This is a genomic window from Streptococcus suis (genome assembly GCF_002964045.1).
GTDB lineage: Bacteria > Bacillota > Bacilli > Lactobacillales > Streptococcaceae > Streptococcus > Streptococcus suis_U.
Genome location: NZ_POPB01000345.1, coordinates 24,695 through 40,799, shown reverse-complemented (window position 1 = coordinate 40,799; position 16,105 = coordinate 24,695). Strand labels below are relative to the sequence as shown.

The following is a 16,105-nucleotide window of genomic DNA, read 5'->3' as shown; positions in this document are numbered from 1 at the left end:
ATTGAAGCAAGTGCTACGACAGATAATGTAGATGAGATTGTCGTTTACAAGGCCCTCAGCTCTTGGACCATCACTCCACCACCAGGTACAGACCCAGTTCCACCAATTCCTTATGGCAACCATCCGACCGACCCAACTAAGCCGGCGGATCCAACTCCGACCCCAGCAATTCCGAAAGTGGATGGCTATGTCCCAGTTGGACCAGATGGAAATGAATTGCCTAAGGATCCAGATGGAAACTACATCCCACCAGTACCGACTGACCCAACTCAGCCAACAGTCATTACTTACAAGGCCCTTGAACAGAAGGCAGTCATCCAATACTTGGAAGAAGGTAGCAATAAGGTACTCTCTCCAGCTGATGAAGTAAAAGGTAAGTCAGGCGAGCCGATCGAGTACAGCACAGCAGAAACCATTGCCTTGATTGAGGAACGTGGCTATGAATTGGTACAGGACAACTTCCCAACTAATGCGACATTTGACCGTAATACAACAAGTCCACAGGTTTACACAGTTGTGTTTAGAGAGAAGGTTGTCACAACCACTCCAGATAATCCACAGACCCCAGGCACGCCAGTTGATCCGACTAATCCAGACGGACCGAAATGGCCAGATGGCTTGAAGGAAAGTGACCTCAATCAAACAGTGACACGGACCATCAAGTACCAATACGAAGATGGCTCTGAAGCACAGCCAGATGTAGTCGAAACTCTGACCTACAAGCGTACTGCGACTGTTAACCTAGTGACTAAAGAAGTGACTTATGGCAACTGGACTTCAACCGATGACGACTTCGATAAGGTAGATACGCCAGCTATTGCAGGTTACACCCCAGACAAGATAAGTGTGGAAGCTATATTGGATGTCCCAGCGACTGCCCTAGATACTGAAATTGTTGTGACCTATGTCAAAGATGGTCAGAAAGCGACCATCACCTATCAAGATGAGAATGATCAGCAGTTGGGTGGCATTGATGAAGTGACCGGTAAGTCAGGTGAGCCAATTAACTACACCACCACAGCACGTATTACTGAATTGACTAACCAAGGTTATGAAGTCGTGACAGATGGCTTCACCAAGGAAGGTGGACAAGTATTTGACACTGATAAGGATACCCCTCAGACCTTCACTGTCATTGTGAAAGCTAAGGTTGTCTCTATCACCCCAGATACTCCACAGACCCCAGGCACACCAGTGGATCCGAATAATCCGGACGGACCGAAATGGCCAGATGGCTTGAAAGAAAGCGACCTAAACAAAACCGTTATTCGCACAATTCTTTATAAATACGAGAATGAAACTTCAGTATTGGCTGAAGATGGTAGCCCAAGAATTGTTAAACAAGTTGTTAATTTCCAACGAACAGCCAAAGTTAACATTGTGACAGGTAGCGTAACCTACGGTGAATGGTCAGAAAGTAAAACGGTACCAGCAGTTGACTCACCAGTAATCAAAGGATATATTACGGATACCTCGGTGGTGCCTGCCTTGACTATCACAGCCAATGACAATGATCAAACGATAACAGTGGTTTATCGAGAAATCGGCTCATGGGTACCAAACATTCCAGGTCAACCAGTGATGCCAATCCCGTATCCAAATCATCCTACTGATCCAACCAAGCCAGGAGACGAAGTTCCAACCCTTCCACATTTTCCAGGCTTTATCCCAGTTGGTCCAGATGGAGTGACCCCATTGCCACCGGTTGATCCAGATGATCCAAGCAAGGGTTATGAACTCCCACCAATTCCAACGGATCCAGGAGTTGATACGCCGATAAACTACGTTCCAGAGGCACCTAAGTCCACGACAGTTACTGTGAAATATGTGGACGAGTCTGGTAAGGACCTCCTTCCACCTGTTGTCACAGAAGGCAAAGTAGGCGATAGCTACACTAGTGAAGGTAAGGTTATCAAGGGTTATCTTCTCAAAGAAGTTCCAAGCAATGCGACTGGAACCATGGTAGAGGGTGGAACAGTAGTCACTTATGTCTATGTTTCAATCGGCTCATGGGTACCAAACATTCCAGGTCAACCAGTGACTCCAATTTCGTATCCAAATCATCCTACTGATCCGACCAAGCCAGGCGATGAAGTTCCGACTTTACCACATGTTCCAGGCTTTATCCCAGTCGGTCCAGACGGAGTGACCCCATTGCCGCCGGTTGATCCAGATGATCCAAGCAAGGGCTATGAACTCCCACCAATCCCAACTGATCCCGGAGTTGATACGCCAATAAGCTACGTACCAGAGGCGCCTAAGTCCACGACCGTCACAGTCAAATACGTGGATAAATCTGGTAAGGATCTCCTTCCACCAGTTATCACCGAAGGCAAGGTTGGTGATAGCTACACCAGCGAAGGTAAGGTTATCAAGGGTTATCTTCTCAAAGAAGTTCCAAGCAATGCGACTGGAACCATGGTAGAAGGTGGAACAGTAGTCACTTATGTCTATGTTCCAATCGGCTCATGGGTACCAAATATTCCAGGTCAACCAGTGACTCCAATCCCATATCCAAATCATCCTACTGATCCGACTAAGCCAGGCGATGAAGTTCCGACTTTACCACATGTCCCAGGCTTTATCCCAGTTGGTCCAGATGGAGTGACCCCATTGCCACCGGTTGATCCAGATGATCCAAGCAAGGGTTATGAGCTTCCGCCAATTCCAACTGATCCAGGAGTTGATACGCCGATAAACTACGTACCAGAGGCGCCTAAGTCCACGACCGTCACAGTCAAATACGTGGATGAATCTGGTAAGGAATTGATTCCGTCAACTCAGCTTGAAGGCAAAGTAGGCGATAGCTACACCAGTGAAGGTAAGGTTATCAAGGGTTATCTTCTCAAAGAAGTTCCAAGCAATGCGACGGGAACCATGGTAGAAGGTGGAACAGTAGTCACTTATGTCTATGTTCCAATCGGCTCATGGGTACCAAACATTCCAGGTCAACCAGTGATGCCAATCCCGTATCCAAATCATCCTACTGATCCGACCAAGCCAGGTGATGAAGTTCCGACTTTACCACATGTACCAGGCTTTATCCCAGTTGGTCCAGATGGAGTGACCCCATTGCTACCGGTTGATCCAGATGATCCAAGCAAGGGCTACGAACTCCCACCAATCCCAACAGATCCAGGAGTTGATACGCCGATAAACTACGTACCAGAGGCGCCTAAGTCCACTTCCGTCACAGTCAAATACGTAGATGAATCTGGTAAGGACCTCCTTCCACCAATTGTCACAGAAGGCAAGGTTGGTGATAACTACACCAGCGAAGGTAAGGTTATCAAGGGTTATCTTCTCAAAGAAGTTCCAAGCAATGCGACTGGAACCATGGTAGAAGGTGGAACAGTAGTCACTTATGTCTATGTTCCAATTGGTTCCTGGATACCAAACATTCCAGGTCAACCAGTGACTCCAATCCCGTATCCAAATCATCCTACTGATCCGACCAAACCAGGAGATGAAGTTCCAACCCTTCCACATGTTCCAGGCTTTATCCCAGTCGGTCCAGACGGAGTGACACCATTGCCGCCGGTTGATCCAGATGATCCAAGCAAGGGCTATGAACTCCCACCAATTCCAACGGATCCAGGAGTTGATACGCCGATAAACTACGTTCCAGAGGCACCTAAGTCCACGACAGTTACTGTGAAATATGTGGACGAGTCTGGTAAGGACCTCCTTCCACCTGTTGTCACAGAAGGCAAGGTTGGTGATAGTTACACTAGCGAAGGCAAGGTTATCAAGGGTTATCTTCTCAAAGAGGTTCCAAGCAATGCGACGGGAACCATGGTAGAAGGTGGAACAGTAGTGACTTATGTCTATGTTCCAATCGGCTCATGGATACCAAACATTCCAGGTCAACCAGTGACGCCAATCCCGTATCCAAATCATCCAACTGATCCGACCAAGCCAGGCGATGAAGTTCCGACTTTACCACATGTTCCAGGTTTTATCCCAGTTGGTCCAGATGGAGTGACCCCATTGCCACCGGTTGATCCAGATGATCCAAGCAAGGGCTACATTGTACCGCCAGTACCATCTAAGCCAGGTGAAGATACCCCAATCAACTATGTACCTATTAAGCCGGGTACACCAGTTACACCAACAAAACCTGTAACTCCGACTCCAGATAAACCAGTTGAGCCAGAAGTTCCAGTTAAACCAACTGAACCAGCACAACCAGTTGCTCCTGGAGCACCGACACAACCAGCAGATGCTGAGAAACCAGTTAGTCCAGCGCAACACCAGTTGCCAAATACTGGTGAAGATTCATCAGCAGCTACAGGTATAATTGGGGCAACAATGTTGTTAGGAACATTTGCATATACAGCTAAACGTCGTCGTAAAGAAGACTAAGTTGTATGTCAATCAATTATTATCAATTAGCTCAAATTGTTTGACCGAAGATAATATTGGTTATCAAAAAGACCCATTCTCTCGACTAGAGTTAATCTAGGAAGGAGAATGAGTCTTTTGTTTTACAGAAAAAATGGGCTCTTTGTCAACTGTAGTGGGAAGGTGAAATGCTCTACCAAGAGAGGACTCCATAAAGAGTGGTCTGTTTTTTTTTGAAATCTATTTAGAAAATAATCGAAATAGTTCTTGACAAACAATAAAAACAGAGTAAAATTCTATTTAGAAATATTTCTAAATAGATGGACAAGGAGGCTTATTATGGGATTGTCTGAAACCTTGAAGGCAATTTCTGCTCCTATTCGTAGGCAAATTCTAGATAGTCTTAAGTCGGGGCCGAAGTCTGCTGGGGAAATTGTAGAACAATTTCAATTAACAGGAGCAACAGTTTCTCATCATTTATCCACTTTGAAAAAAGCTGGATTAATTTTGGAGGAAAAGCAGAAAAATTTTATTTATTATCGTCTAAACTATACGGTCTTTGAAGAAGTCTTGGTTTGGATTGCAAGTTTTGGAGGGCAACAAGATGAAGAAAATTGACATAAAAACCTTATTAGCAACTTCTGGTATATTTCTACTAATAGCTGTATTGACGATTTGTTACTATGGAGCATTGCCAGATACCATGGTAACGCATTTTGGCGTAAATGGTGAGCCAAATGGCTCTATGGCCAAGTATATGATGATTTTGACATCGCTATCATTCTTTTGTGTTCACCTATTCATTTGTGTACTTTATGATGTGAAAGGGATAGGGAAAACACCAGTCATTCGAGTGGTCAAATGGTTTTTTCCGCTACTGTTTCTTATCGTTCAAGTTTCTTTACTCTGGTATAATTTAGGAGTAGAATTGGATTACCGGAGACTTGTCATTGTACTGCTGGCTATCGGTTACATGGTAATAGGGAATTATTTACCTAAGGAGGAATTGGATAGCAAGACCAATGAAATAGAACGAAAGGGAAGAAAGCAGGCAGGCTATCTCTTCATTATTGGTGGATTATTGCTGATAGTTAGTCTATTAGGCTCACCATCCCTATCTATCCTTGTGCTGATTTTGTTTGGTACATCTGTCATAACCTTGAGTCTCTATTATTTTTATCGTCGTTGCAAAACTGCTTCATAATTGGAGCAGTTTTTGTTATACTAGAAGTAGTAAAACAGGAGGTAAGACCATGGGTATTTTAACAATGGATAAAGCCTTTGTATTCTAAAAAACAATACAAAGGAGAACATCATGATTACTTACAGACAAAATCCTCAACTTGATTTTCAAGCAGTCCTAGACCTCTATGCTTCTGTGGACTGGACAGGATATACCAGCTGTCCAGAAATGCTAGAGAAGGCCTTGGAACATAGTCTACTGGTTCTCGCTGCCTTTGACGGTGGCCGTCTAGTTGGTCTCTTGCGAGCAGTTGGTGACGGGCATTCAATCGTTTTTATTCAGGATATTTTGGTTTTGCCAACCTATCAACGTCAAGGAATTGGGCGTCAGCTTTTGGAGCAGGCCGTTACCCACTTTCCGGGTATTTATCAGCTTCATCTCTTGACAGACAATACTGAGAAAACACGGTCTTTCTATGAGGCAATTGGCTTTACAGCCGTTGATAGCCTGGACTGTGTCGCTTACACCTATTTAAAAAAATAAAACAATCTAAAAAAGCAGAGGCTGGGAGACCAGCCTCTTGCTATGAGCAGATGATTTGAATTTCAAATAAAAAAGAGTAGAATAGAACTATCAATAATTAGTGATAAGGAGAGAAACAATGGCAACTGTATTAATTGTAAAGGCCCACCCCCTCGACGCACAAAAGTCCTATGCCTTGCGGGCTTTGGAAGAGTTTCAAACTCGGTACGCCAGTTTGCATCCAGAGGATGAGATAGAAATAGTCGATGTCTTTGAGGACCAGATTCCAGCTTTGGATAAGCCTTTGTTAGAATCTATGGGAGCAGTCAAAAAAGGTATAGAAATCAGTCCTGAACAATCAGAACGCTTGGACCGCTATAATGCCTTGACCCAACAATTTCTTGCAGCAGATAAGATTGTCGTGGTCAATCCCCTTTGGAACCTCAATGTGCCAAGTCAATTAGTGTCATGGATTAATACCATTAACGTTGCAGGACTGACCTTCAAGTATGGAACTGAGGGCTCTATCGGTCTGGTCAAGGGAAAAAAATTGTTGCATATCCAGTCCAATGGTGGAGTTTACGCAGGTCAAGATCCGGCAGCCCAATACATCAAGTCTATTTTTGAGTTTCTGGGCTTTGAAGACATTCATCAGGTCTTTATCGAAGGACAATCGGCCGATCCAAACCAGGCGCAAGCTATTTTTGAAGAAGCTATGGGGAAAATTGATGAGATTTTAGAAAGTTACTAAAAAAACTGGCTCTTAGGAACCAGTTTTTTGTTTGTCTTGTTCAACGGCTAAGGAATAGTGTTTGCTGACTTCGGTATAGTAGCTGACCACCAGACCTGACAGACTGCCCAAAAAGAGAATGCCGTAAATAGCTAAAGTAATACTGATGATGCGACCGAAAGTAGTTGTCACCAGTAAATCTCCATATCAAACAGTAGTCGCCGTCACAAAGCTGTACCATAAACTATCACCGTAGCTGGTAAAATCAGGCTCCAACCAGAGTAGCAAACCAGCTGCTAGGAAGATGAAGCTAAAAAAGGAAGTGAGAAAGGTCGCAAAACCTGTCACTTTCAGGATGTGCCAGAGAATTCTCAGGCGATGGATTTGTTTTTTATTGTGCATTTTTTTGTTTTCTTTCTGCAATATAATCTAACTTACTCTGCCTGCTCCGCTTTTTAAACAAAGCCTCGGCGGACATGGCTTCCTGCTTACTAGCAAAGGCTTCTTGATAGAGCAGGCTGACAGGCAAGCGTCCGCGGGTGTACTTGGCCCCTTTCCCACGATTATGGGTAGCAAGCCGCTTGACCACATCAGTCGTATAACCAGTATAAAGACTCCCGTCGGCACATTCCAGCACATAAAAGTAGGCCTTATTTTCCATAATAAATCTCATGAATAGCCGAAGTATAGTCGCCGTTTTCCTCATGGACAACCAGAGGTGGCAGGATGTGCAGACCGTCCACCGAGCCGTCCTTGATAGCCTCAATCAGTAACATATTGGCCTCCTTGCTGGCCTTTGGATAGACAAACTGGATGCGTTTGGGAGCTAGTTTGTAGGTCCTCAGTGTGTCCAAAATATCTAAAAATCGGTCGGGCCTGTGGACCATGGCCAAGCGACCATTGGACTTGAGCACCTGTTGGGCCACCTGGCAAATGCTGTCTAGGTTGGTTGCAATTTCGTGTCTGGCTAGAAGATAATGCTCGCTTTCATTGAGGTTTGAACCCTCGTCCACCTTGAAGTAGGGAGGATTGCAGAGCATCAAATCCACTTTGGACCGCAAATCATATTGAGGCAAGTTTGCCAAGTCGTCATTGATGACCGAGATCTGTTCCTCCAGACCATTGAGGGCGATGGAGCGGCGATTCATGTCAGCAAGCCGTTCCTGCAACTCGACCTGAATAATCTGAGCCTTGGTGCGTGTGGAGGCAAAGAGGCCCACCGCCCCATTTCCACTACAAAGGTCAACAATCAGCCCCTTCTGAGCAGGCATTTTTGGAAAACGTGAAAGGAGGACACTGTCGATGGAGTAGCTAAAAACCTCCCGGTTTTGAATAATCTGAACATCTGTCGAGAAGAGCTGGTCAATCCGCTCTCCGTCTAATAACTCAATTTTTTGCATAGGTATATTATACCATCTTTGAATGAAAATCACTGTTTATTTTGAAAGAAAAGGGAGTGGGAAAGAACTCGACTAAGTCAAAAAGAGTTCGTCTTCCCACCCCCGCACAGTTGATTAGGTCAGATTTGGAGTGTAAAACATGAACAAATCTGCCAATCAACCACTGCGCTGAGATGTTGACACTAACTTTGAGAAGCGGTGCTGGGCTTTTTGCCCAGCAACAACTCTTAAACAAAAAATTCTACCCAAACCCCAACAAGCAAGAAGGCGATACAGAGATAGATTTGCCAATTTGCCTTCAAGGTCCATTCTTTTGACCAAAAGGCACTACGGGCAGTACCGACAGTAGCAAAGAGCAAGAGTGCGAGCCAGAGGCTAGGTCCCTTATTTAGCCATTCTCCTATACTCCCCAGCAATAACAATATCATCAAATAAAAATTCAAACTCCGATAAAATTCTTTATTAAATTCCTTAAACATATAAAATCCTCACAGTACAAAGAAGGAAATGATTGTCCAAGAGACAATGAAACTAATGACCAAGTATAGTTGCCATGTTTTTTTAATCCAGCTACGAGGTTTGAAGAAGGCAAGGTAGCCGACATAAAGTCCCAAGGCAAATTGGATGAAATCGAACACCCCAAAGATTCCTTTTGTAACTACGAAACTAAAGGTCACTAAACAAAGTAGGGAAAAGTCAAATTCCCAAGTCCGATAGAATACTTTATTGAATTTCCTAGACATAGTAAACTTCCTTCTACTTACCAAAAATGAATTTCAGATAGATAATCACCACAATCAATCCAATATAGAAGATGTAGCCCATGCGAGTGAGCTCCTTTTCTTCCTTGAAGAAGAATACCCGAATGGCATTGATAAAAATAATCAAATAAGCCAATAGGCTATACCATGCAGGAGTTTGGGAAGTATCTAGTAAAATGTCTGACAGAAAAAAACACGTCCAAAAAATCATAGAATAGAAGGCACTATACCGATAGAAATGCTTGTTAAACTGGATTTTCATGACAATCACCTCTCCTTCTTTTATTATATCAAATAAATTATAGGTTTGAAAGTATTTATTGGTAAGTCCAGCCTAGTCTAGTTATAAAGAAAAACTATAACAAGGCACCCTATTTTTCTATAAGCATTTTTTGAGGTTTTTCACACCAAATCTTCTATTTCATGCTAGACTAGTTAGTAAGTTAGATTGGAGTAGATGTTATGACAGATTATAAGATTGATACGATTTTAGCGCATACGGGCATCAATAGTGATGAGAAAACAGGGGCCTTGATTTCCCCTATCCACCTTTCAACCACCTATCAGCATCCAGAATTTGGTCAATCAACAGGCTTCGACTACACACGGACCAAAAATCCTACCAGAGCTAGCTTGGAAAAGACCCTGGCAGCGATTGAAAAGGCTGACTATGCCCTAGTGACTAGCTCTGGTATGGCTGCCCTGGTCTTGCTCTTTAACGGTTTCCCAGTAGGCAGTAAGGTAGTAGTGGCGCGTGACCTCTACGGCGGATCCTTCCGCTGGTTCAACGAGCAGGAGCAGTTGGGCCGCTTTAAATTCACCTATGCCAATACAGAAGAGGACTTGCTGGCTGCCATCACGGATCAGACAGACTATGTATTCCTCGAAACGCCTACCAATCCTCTCATGGTTGAGTTTGATATTGCTAAAGTTTCGGCTGTCGCCCATGCCAAAGGTGCCAAGGTGATTGTCGATAACACTTTTTATAGCCCTATTTATCAAAATCCTCTCTTGCTTGGTGCCGATGTTGTCTTACACTCAGCGACCAAGTACCTGTCAGGGCATAATGATGTCCTAGCAGGCGTACTCATGACCAATGACCAGGCCCTCTATGACAAGCTCTTTTACGACCAAAATACAACAGGTCCAACCCTTTCGCCATTGGATGCCTACCTACTCATGCGTGGTCTGAAAACCCTCTCGCTGCGCATGGAACGAGCTACACAAAATGCTCAGAAAATTGTAGCTTATTTGGAAAATAGCCCAGCAGTCAAGCAGGTTTATTATACAGGTAAGGGGGGAATGATTTCTGTAAAAGTAGTAGATGAAAGCCGCATTCCTCATATTCTCAATACCTTGCAAGTCTTTACCTTTGCAGAAAGTTTGGGAGGAGTGGAAAGCTTGATTACCTACCCAGCCACTCAGACCCACGCAGATATTCCAGCTGAAACCCGTCATTCTTACGGACTGACAGATGATCTTCTTCGTTTATCAATTGGTATTGAGGATGCGGAAGACTTGATTGCAGATTTAAAAATAGCCTTGGAGGGATAAGAGATGACCCAGTATGATTTTACAACAAGACCTGATCGATTGAGTCACCATTCAGAGAAGTGGAAAACGAGTGAGCAGGATCCAGAATTGCTCCAACTTTGGGTTGCAGATATGGATTTCGAACCCCTGCTCGAAATTCGCTCTGCCATTCGCCAGTATGCGGACCAACACATCTTTGGCTATCCCTACGCTAGTGATTCCCTCTTTCAATCCATTATTGACTGGGAAAAAGACCAACACGGCTATGAGGTTGGAAGAGAAAGTATCGTTTTAATTGAAGGAGTGGTACCAGCGCTTTCTGTTGCAATTCAGGCATTTACTGAAGAGGGAGATGCCGTCCTTATCAATACACCTGTCTATCCTCCTTTTGCCCGCACGGTAAAATTAAACAATCGTCAGTTGGTGACCAATTCCTTGCGCGTGGAAAATGGCCAATTCCAAATCGATTTTGAGCAGCTGGAACGAGAACTTGTAGAACAGGAAGTGAAACTCTACATTTTCTGCAATCCCCATAATCCAGGTGGTCGTGTTTGGACCAAGGAAGGAGTGGAAAAAATTGGCCAACTTTGTCGTAAGCATAAGGTAGTGTTGGTTTCAGATGAAATTCACCAAGACCTTACGCTTTACGGAAATAAGCACCACAGTTTCAATACGGTGGACTCAGATTTTAAAGATTTTTCGATTATTCTATCTTCTGCCACGAAGACATTTAATATTGCTGGTACCAAAAATAGCTTTGCCATCATTGAAAATCCAGACTTGAGAAAGGCTTTCACGAGGAGACAGTTGGTCAATAACCAACATGAAATTCCAGCAATAGGCCTGATTACAACAGAAACAGCCTTTCGATATGGCGGTCCATGGTTAGAAGAATTGAAACCAGTTCTTGAAAATAATATCGACTTTGTGTCGGACTATCTGACCCAGCATACCAAGATAAAGGTCTTGAAACCACAGGGGACTTATCTGGTTTGGCTAGATTTCTCAGCTTATGATTTGGAACATGTTGAAATCCATCGAAAATTAAGAGAAGAGGCAAAAGTTGTCCTAAACGATGGACAAACTTTTGGAAAAGAAGGTCTCAAACATGCCCGCCTCAATGCAGCAGCACCGTTTGAAACCATAAAAGAAGCCTGTGAACGAATTGTAGAAGTGTTTGGTAGATAATTAAAAAGGATGTTCTGCTCGTTGTTCAGAATATCCTTTTTTGTTTTTTGTGAACTTGAAATGTCTTGGCGTATAGAATTAATGAAAATGAAATTTCCGATAATCACTTGGACTCATATAATATTGGTTTTTGAATGCACTACTAAAAACCAGGGGGTCAAAGTAGCCGACAGAATTTGCGATTTCAGTGATACTAAGTTCTGGAGTAGCGAGTAGTTGACATGCATGGTTCATTTTTACTTGAACAATATAATCTTTGATAGAGTAGCCAGTTTCTTGCTTGAAAATTTTATACAAATAACTACGACTTAAGGCCAATTGCTCCGCGATTTCAGATACTTTAATGGGACTGCTATATTGACTATGTATTATTTTTATTGCGTGATGTACATAATTTTTTGCAATTGTATTGGCATCTTTAAATGCATCGTTCGGGAACTCTTCAACAAGTGCTGCGAGCAATTGATTCAAATGACCGATAAGAATTAGTTCCGTAGTCATTGGAAGAGATTGGTTTTTTGTATGATTGATGTCAATCATCTTTTTTAATATAGGAGAATCGAGGTTTGAATGGAGATAATATTTTTCTAGAAGTCGAGTTTGAGTCAGGATGCTTTCAGCACGAGAGCCGCTGAAACCCACCCAAGTATAGGTCCAAGGCTCTATCCCATCAGCCTGGTAAAAAATGGATTGATTTTTTGGAAGTACAAAAATATCTCCGGCGGTTAGTTCAGTCGTATCTCCATTGATTGTAATCTTACCTTTTCCATTCGTAATAAAATGTAGTACATAGTTATTTCGGATTGTTGGTCCAAATGAGTAGTTCTTATCACATTGTTCGGCACCATAATGGTCGACATTTAGGTCAAAATTATGGCTGTCAAGCTCATTATAGATATTCAGAATATTCATTTTCATCCTCCTTAGGAAACATTATAACATGTTTATGATACAAAAGACTATTAATTAAAGCGTTTTCATTTTATAAAATAAAGTATGTAAATGAGACAGGAGATAAGAAAATGATTCAATTTATAGAAGAAAAACGCTTATTCCACTTACAAACTAGAGAGTTTTCATACATTATTCAAATTTTGGAAACAGGAGATTTAGTTCACAGATATTTTGGTAAAAAGGTTAAAAATTTTAGTTCTGGAAACAAAATCACATATCTAGATCGTTCCTTTTCACCAAGTCCGATTTCTGGAAACAGGACATACTCTATGGATACCTTACAACAGGAGTACTCTAGTAATGGTTTAGGTGATTTCCGAACAGCTGCAATTGACTTGAGAAATGAGTTTGGTGTGGCATTGGATTTAAAGTATAAGGCACACAGAATAAAGAAAGGCAAACAAGCACTTGAAGGATTACCTTCTAGTTTTGCTGATGAGGACGAGGTAGATAGTCTAGAGATTGATCTCTATGATCAGCTAACAGATATTACTGTGACGCTTCAGTACAGTGTGTTTGAGGACGCGAATTATCTTAGCCGTTCTACAACCATTCAAACAGGTCAATTTCCAACAAAAATCGAAAAGGCTTTGTCTTTTACCCTCGATTTTCCACATAAGGATTTTACAGTCCATAGCTTAGCTGGACGTTATGGTTACGAGAAAGAGTGGACACAAACACCATTAACCAAAGGAAAATTTTCTATTGGAAGTATTCGTGGTGCCTCAAGTCATTCAAAAACACCATTCTTAGCGTTGGCGGATCCAACAACAACCGAAGATAGTGGTCATGTCTACGCTGCTCAATTAGTATATAGTGGAAATTTCACTGGATTTGTTGAAGTGACACCTTTAGAGACCTGTCGTTGGGGCATGGGATTGAATGATGAGCAATTTTGTTGGGAATTAGGACAACATTCACGTTTCCAAACACCAGAAGTCCTCTTATCATTCACTGATAAAGGGTTGACTGGCATGACACAAGATAGTCACGAGTTCATAAAAAATCATATTGTGGCTTCGAAGTTTAGCCATCAAGAACGCCCGATCCTTATTAATAACTGGGAAGGGACCTATTTCGATTTTACTGAAGATAAGATCGTAGAGATGGCGAAATCGGCAAGTCAAGTTGGAGTAGAACTTTTTGTACTAGATGATGGCTGGTTTGGCAAACGGAATAATGATGAGAGTTCATTAGGCGATTGGAAAGTCAATTTGGAGAAATTGCCAAATGGCTTAAATGGTCTGGCAGATAGAATCAACCAACTTGGTATGGAATTTGGTCTGTGGTTTGAACCGGAAATGATTTCAATTGATAGTGATCTGTATAGGGAACATCCAGACTGGGCCATTCAAATTGACGGAAGACAACCAATTTACAGTCGTGAGCAACTGGTTTTGGATTTAACTAAGTCAGAAGTTTGTGATTATATTATTGCTTCGGTTTCAAGTATATTGGAGTCAGCACCAATTCGTTACGTAAAATGGGATATGAACCGCAATATCACCAGTATGTCTCCAGCCTATGCAAATCATCAACGCTACGAATTCCACCATCGCTACATTTTAGGTCTCTATCGGGTATTGGATACCTTGACCAAGCGTTTTCCAGACATCTTATTTGAATCCTGTGCTGGTGGCGGTGGTCGAAATGATCTCGGGTTGCTCTACTATATGCCACAGGCTTGGGCTAGTGATAATACAGATGCGATTGGTCGACTTTCTATCCAAGAAGGAACGAGTTTGATTTTACCTGCCTCTTCTATGGGAGCACACGTGTCGGCTGTTCCAAACCACCAAGTCGGTCGAATTACCCCACTTGCCACACGTGGGAATGTCGCTATGATGGGAGGAGCCTTTGGGTACGAGCTGGATTTGACGAAACTTTCTCAAGTGGAATTGGATGAAATTCGTCAACAAATTCAAACCTTCAAGTCCATTCGCTCAACAGTTCAGGAAGGCTTGCTCTATCGCTTGAAAAAAACAAGCAATACATGGGCTGCAAACTATGTGAACAAAGATAAAAGTCAAGCAGTATTTACATTTGTTAAAATACTAGCTCAATCAGAAGCTCCGCTTTTACAGGTTCAATTAAAAGGACTTGCCCCAGATGCCCTTTACGAATGCCCACAATTAGGAGAGACATTCTACGGGGATGAATTGATGAACATTGGGCTTACTATGCCCCATGTTCAAAAAGATTATTTTAGTGTACAATATATTTTTAACAAAATCTAGGAGGATTTTATAATGAAAATGAAAACATTTTTAAAATGTGCGTCAGTTTGTGCCTTTGCCAGCTTCTTGGTAGCTTGTGGGAACGCAAGTGGTGGTAGTGATAAGGTTGAGATTGAATATTTCTCACAAAAACCAGAAATGCAAGCAACTCTACAGGAAATTATTGATGAATTTGAAAAAGAAAATCCTACGATTGATGTTAAATTTTCAAATGTACCAGATGCAGGAACTGTTTTGAAAACCCGTATGGCCAACAATGAAGCGCCAGATGTGATTAACATTTATCCACAAAATGCGGACTTCAAAGCATATGCAGCGGATGGTCGTTTCCTAGAAATTGGTGATGATGCAGGTCTCAGTCATCTAAAAGATGGTGCTGTAGCGCCTTATCTTGTTAACGAAAAAAATTACACCCTTCCTTTGACAGCAAATGCCTATGGTATTTACTATAATAAGGATAAGTTCAAAGAATTAGGTCTCGAAGTTCCAACTACCTATGCAGAATTTGTGGCTTTGGTAGACAAAATCAAGGCTGATGGCAGTGCAGCACCGTTTGCTCTTTCATTGAACGATGCTTGGTCCTTGAACGGCTACCATCAGTTGGCATGGGTAACTGTTGCAGGTGGATTTGATGGCGCAGAAGATATTCTAATCCGTAGTGCCAAAGGCGCAATTCAAGATGATGCGACTACAAAAGCAGTTCTAGAACGCTTGCAACTGTTGACAGATAATGGACAAAAAGGGGCAACTGGTGCGCTTTATGCAGATGCGGTGGCAGCCTTTGCAGCAGGAGATGCTCTCATGCTTCCACAAGGTACTTGGGCAGCTACAGCTGTAAACCAACAAGAACCAGAATTTGAATACGGTATGTTTACATTCCCTGGTGATAAAGAAGGTGGCGACTATACCATCGGTGCAGCTGACCTTGCTCTATCAATTTCAGCAGATACAGAGCACCCAGAAGAGTCTAAAAAATTCCTAGAATACCTCTCTCGTCCAGAAGTTATCCAGAAATACTATGATGTAGATGGCTCACCAACTTCTGTAGAAGGCGTTGAAACAGAAGGCAAGTTTGAAGAAACAGCCGGAGTTACACAATATGCCTTTACTGATAAACACGTAGTTTGGTTGCAATCTGAATGGGAATCAGAAGAAGAGTTCTGGAATATTACAGTAGAAGCAGTGAAAAATCCAAATTCAGGCGAACTTGTGAAGAAATTAAATGCCTTCTTTGACCCAATGAAAAAATAATT

General features: G+C 42.4%; 15 protein-coding genes and 1 pseudogene. 9 read left to right on the top strand and 7 right to left on the bottom strand.

Features of this window, described 5'->3' with window-relative positions:
* From C1E99_RS08245 to C1E99_RS08225, 5 genes are all read left to right on the top strand, one after another.
* The coding region (locus tag C1E99_RS08245; RefSeq protein ID WP_153060172.1) for a MucBP domain-containing protein at positions 1-4,365 on the top strand (4,365 nt) is incomplete at its 5' end.
* 318 nt (positions 4,366-4,683) lie between these two features.
* Positions 4,684-4,962 (top strand): autorepressor SdpR family transcription factor, encoded by a 279-nt coding sequence (locus C1E99_RS08240; RefSeq protein ID WP_002936205.1) that lies wholly within the window; start codon positions 4,684-4,686, stop codon positions 4,960-4,962.
* The gene (locus tag C1E99_RS08235) at positions 4,949-5,548 is read left to right on the top strand and encodes a DUF1648 domain-containing protein (RefSeq protein ID WP_105207234.1); all 600 of its coding nucleotides are present in this window, start codon (positions 4,949-4,951) and stop codon (positions 5,546-5,548) included. Before C1E99_RS08240 ends, C1E99_RS08235 begins: the two co-directional genes overlap by 14 nt.
* Positions 5,549-5,659: 111 nt before the next feature.
* A complete protein-coding gene (locus C1E99_RS08230) occupies positions 5,660-6,070 on the top strand; it encodes a GNAT family N-acetyltransferase (protein WP_105207233.1) in 411 nt (136 codons plus the stop codon).
* A 118-nt stretch (positions 6,071-6,188) separates the two neighbouring features.
* Positions 6,189-6,800 (top strand): FMN-dependent NADH-azoreductase, encoded by a 612-nt coding sequence (locus tag C1E99_RS08225; protein ID WP_105207232.1) that lies wholly within the window; start codon positions 6,189-6,191, stop codon positions 6,798-6,800.
* 12 nt (positions 6,801-6,812) lie between these two features.
* Here C1E99_RS08225 and C1E99_RS08220 read toward each other — a convergent pair.
* From C1E99_RS08220 to C1E99_RS08190, 6 genes and pseudogenes are all read right to left on the bottom strand, one after another.
* Positions 6,813-7,181: pseudogene (locus tag C1E99_RS08220) on the bottom strand (potassium channel family protein).
* Positions 7,171-7,440, bottom strand: coding sequence for a GIY-YIG nuclease family protein (locus C1E99_RS08215; protein ID WP_105107870.1), 270 nt, complete (start codon positions 7,438-7,440; stop codon positions 7,171-7,173). Before C1E99_RS08215 ends, C1E99_RS08220 begins: the two are co-directional and overlap by 11 nt.
* Complete coding sequence (locus C1E99_RS08210) at positions 7,430-8,179, bottom strand: tRNA1(Val) (adenine(37)-N6)-methyltransferase (RefSeq protein ID WP_105207231.1); 750 nt, start codon at positions 8,177-8,179, stop codon at positions 7,430-7,432. Before C1E99_RS08210 ends, C1E99_RS08215 begins: the two co-directional genes overlap by 11 nt.
* Before the next feature lie 227 nt (positions 8,180-8,406).
* The gene (locus C1E99_RS08200; RefSeq protein ID WP_105207229.1) at positions 8,407-8,658 is read right to left on the bottom strand and encodes a hypothetical protein; all 252 of its coding nucleotides are present in this window, start codon (positions 8,656-8,658) and stop codon (positions 8,407-8,409) included.
* Between the two features lie 9 nt (positions 8,659-8,667).
* Positions 8,668-8,922 carry a hypothetical protein gene (locus C1E99_RS08195; RefSeq protein WP_105110059.1) on the bottom strand — a complete coding sequence of 85 codons (255 nt, stop codon included), beginning with the start codon at positions 8,920-8,922 and terminating at the stop codon, positions 8,668-8,670.
* A 13-nt stretch (positions 8,923-8,935) separates the two neighbouring features.
* Positions 8,936-9,202: a hypothetical protein gene (locus C1E99_RS08190; protein ID WP_161951176.1), complete on the bottom strand. Its 267-nt coding sequence runs from the start codon at positions 9,200-9,202 to the stop codon at positions 8,936-8,938.
* Between the two features lie 200 nt (positions 9,203-9,402).
* Between C1E99_RS08190 and C1E99_RS08185 the strand changes: the two genes are divergently transcribed.
* Positions 9,403-10,494, top strand: a complete 1,092-nt coding sequence (locus tag C1E99_RS08185; protein WP_105207227.1) for a cystathionine gamma-synthase — start codon at positions 9,403-9,405, stop codon at positions 10,492-10,494.
* A 3-nt stretch (positions 10,495-10,497) separates the two neighbouring features.
* Positions 10,498-11,661, top strand: a complete 1,164-nt coding sequence (locus tag C1E99_RS08180) for a MalY/PatB family protein (protein ID WP_105207226.1) — start codon at positions 10,498-10,500, stop codon at positions 11,659-11,661.
* A 78-nt stretch (positions 11,662-11,739) separates the two neighbouring features.
* Here C1E99_RS08180 and C1E99_RS08175 read toward each other — a convergent pair whose 3' ends face one another.
* Positions 11,740-12,573, bottom strand: a complete 834-nt coding sequence (locus tag C1E99_RS08175) for an AraC family transcriptional regulator (protein ID WP_105207225.1) — start codon at positions 12,571-12,573, stop codon at positions 11,740-11,742.
* Positions 12,574-12,683: 110 nt separating this feature from the next.
* Between C1E99_RS08175 and C1E99_RS08170 the strand changes: the two genes are divergently transcribed.
* Positions 12,684-14,852 (top strand): alpha-galactosidase, encoded by a 2,169-nt coding sequence (locus C1E99_RS08170; protein WP_105207224.1) that lies wholly within the window; start codon positions 12,684-12,686, stop codon positions 14,850-14,852.
* A 12-nt stretch (positions 14,853-14,864) separates the two neighbouring features.
* A complete protein-coding gene (locus C1E99_RS08165) occupies positions 14,865-16,103 on the top strand; it encodes an extracellular solute-binding protein (RefSeq protein ID WP_105207223.1) in 1,239 nt (412 codons plus the stop codon).
* Positions 16,104-16,105: the final 2 nt, after the last annotated feature.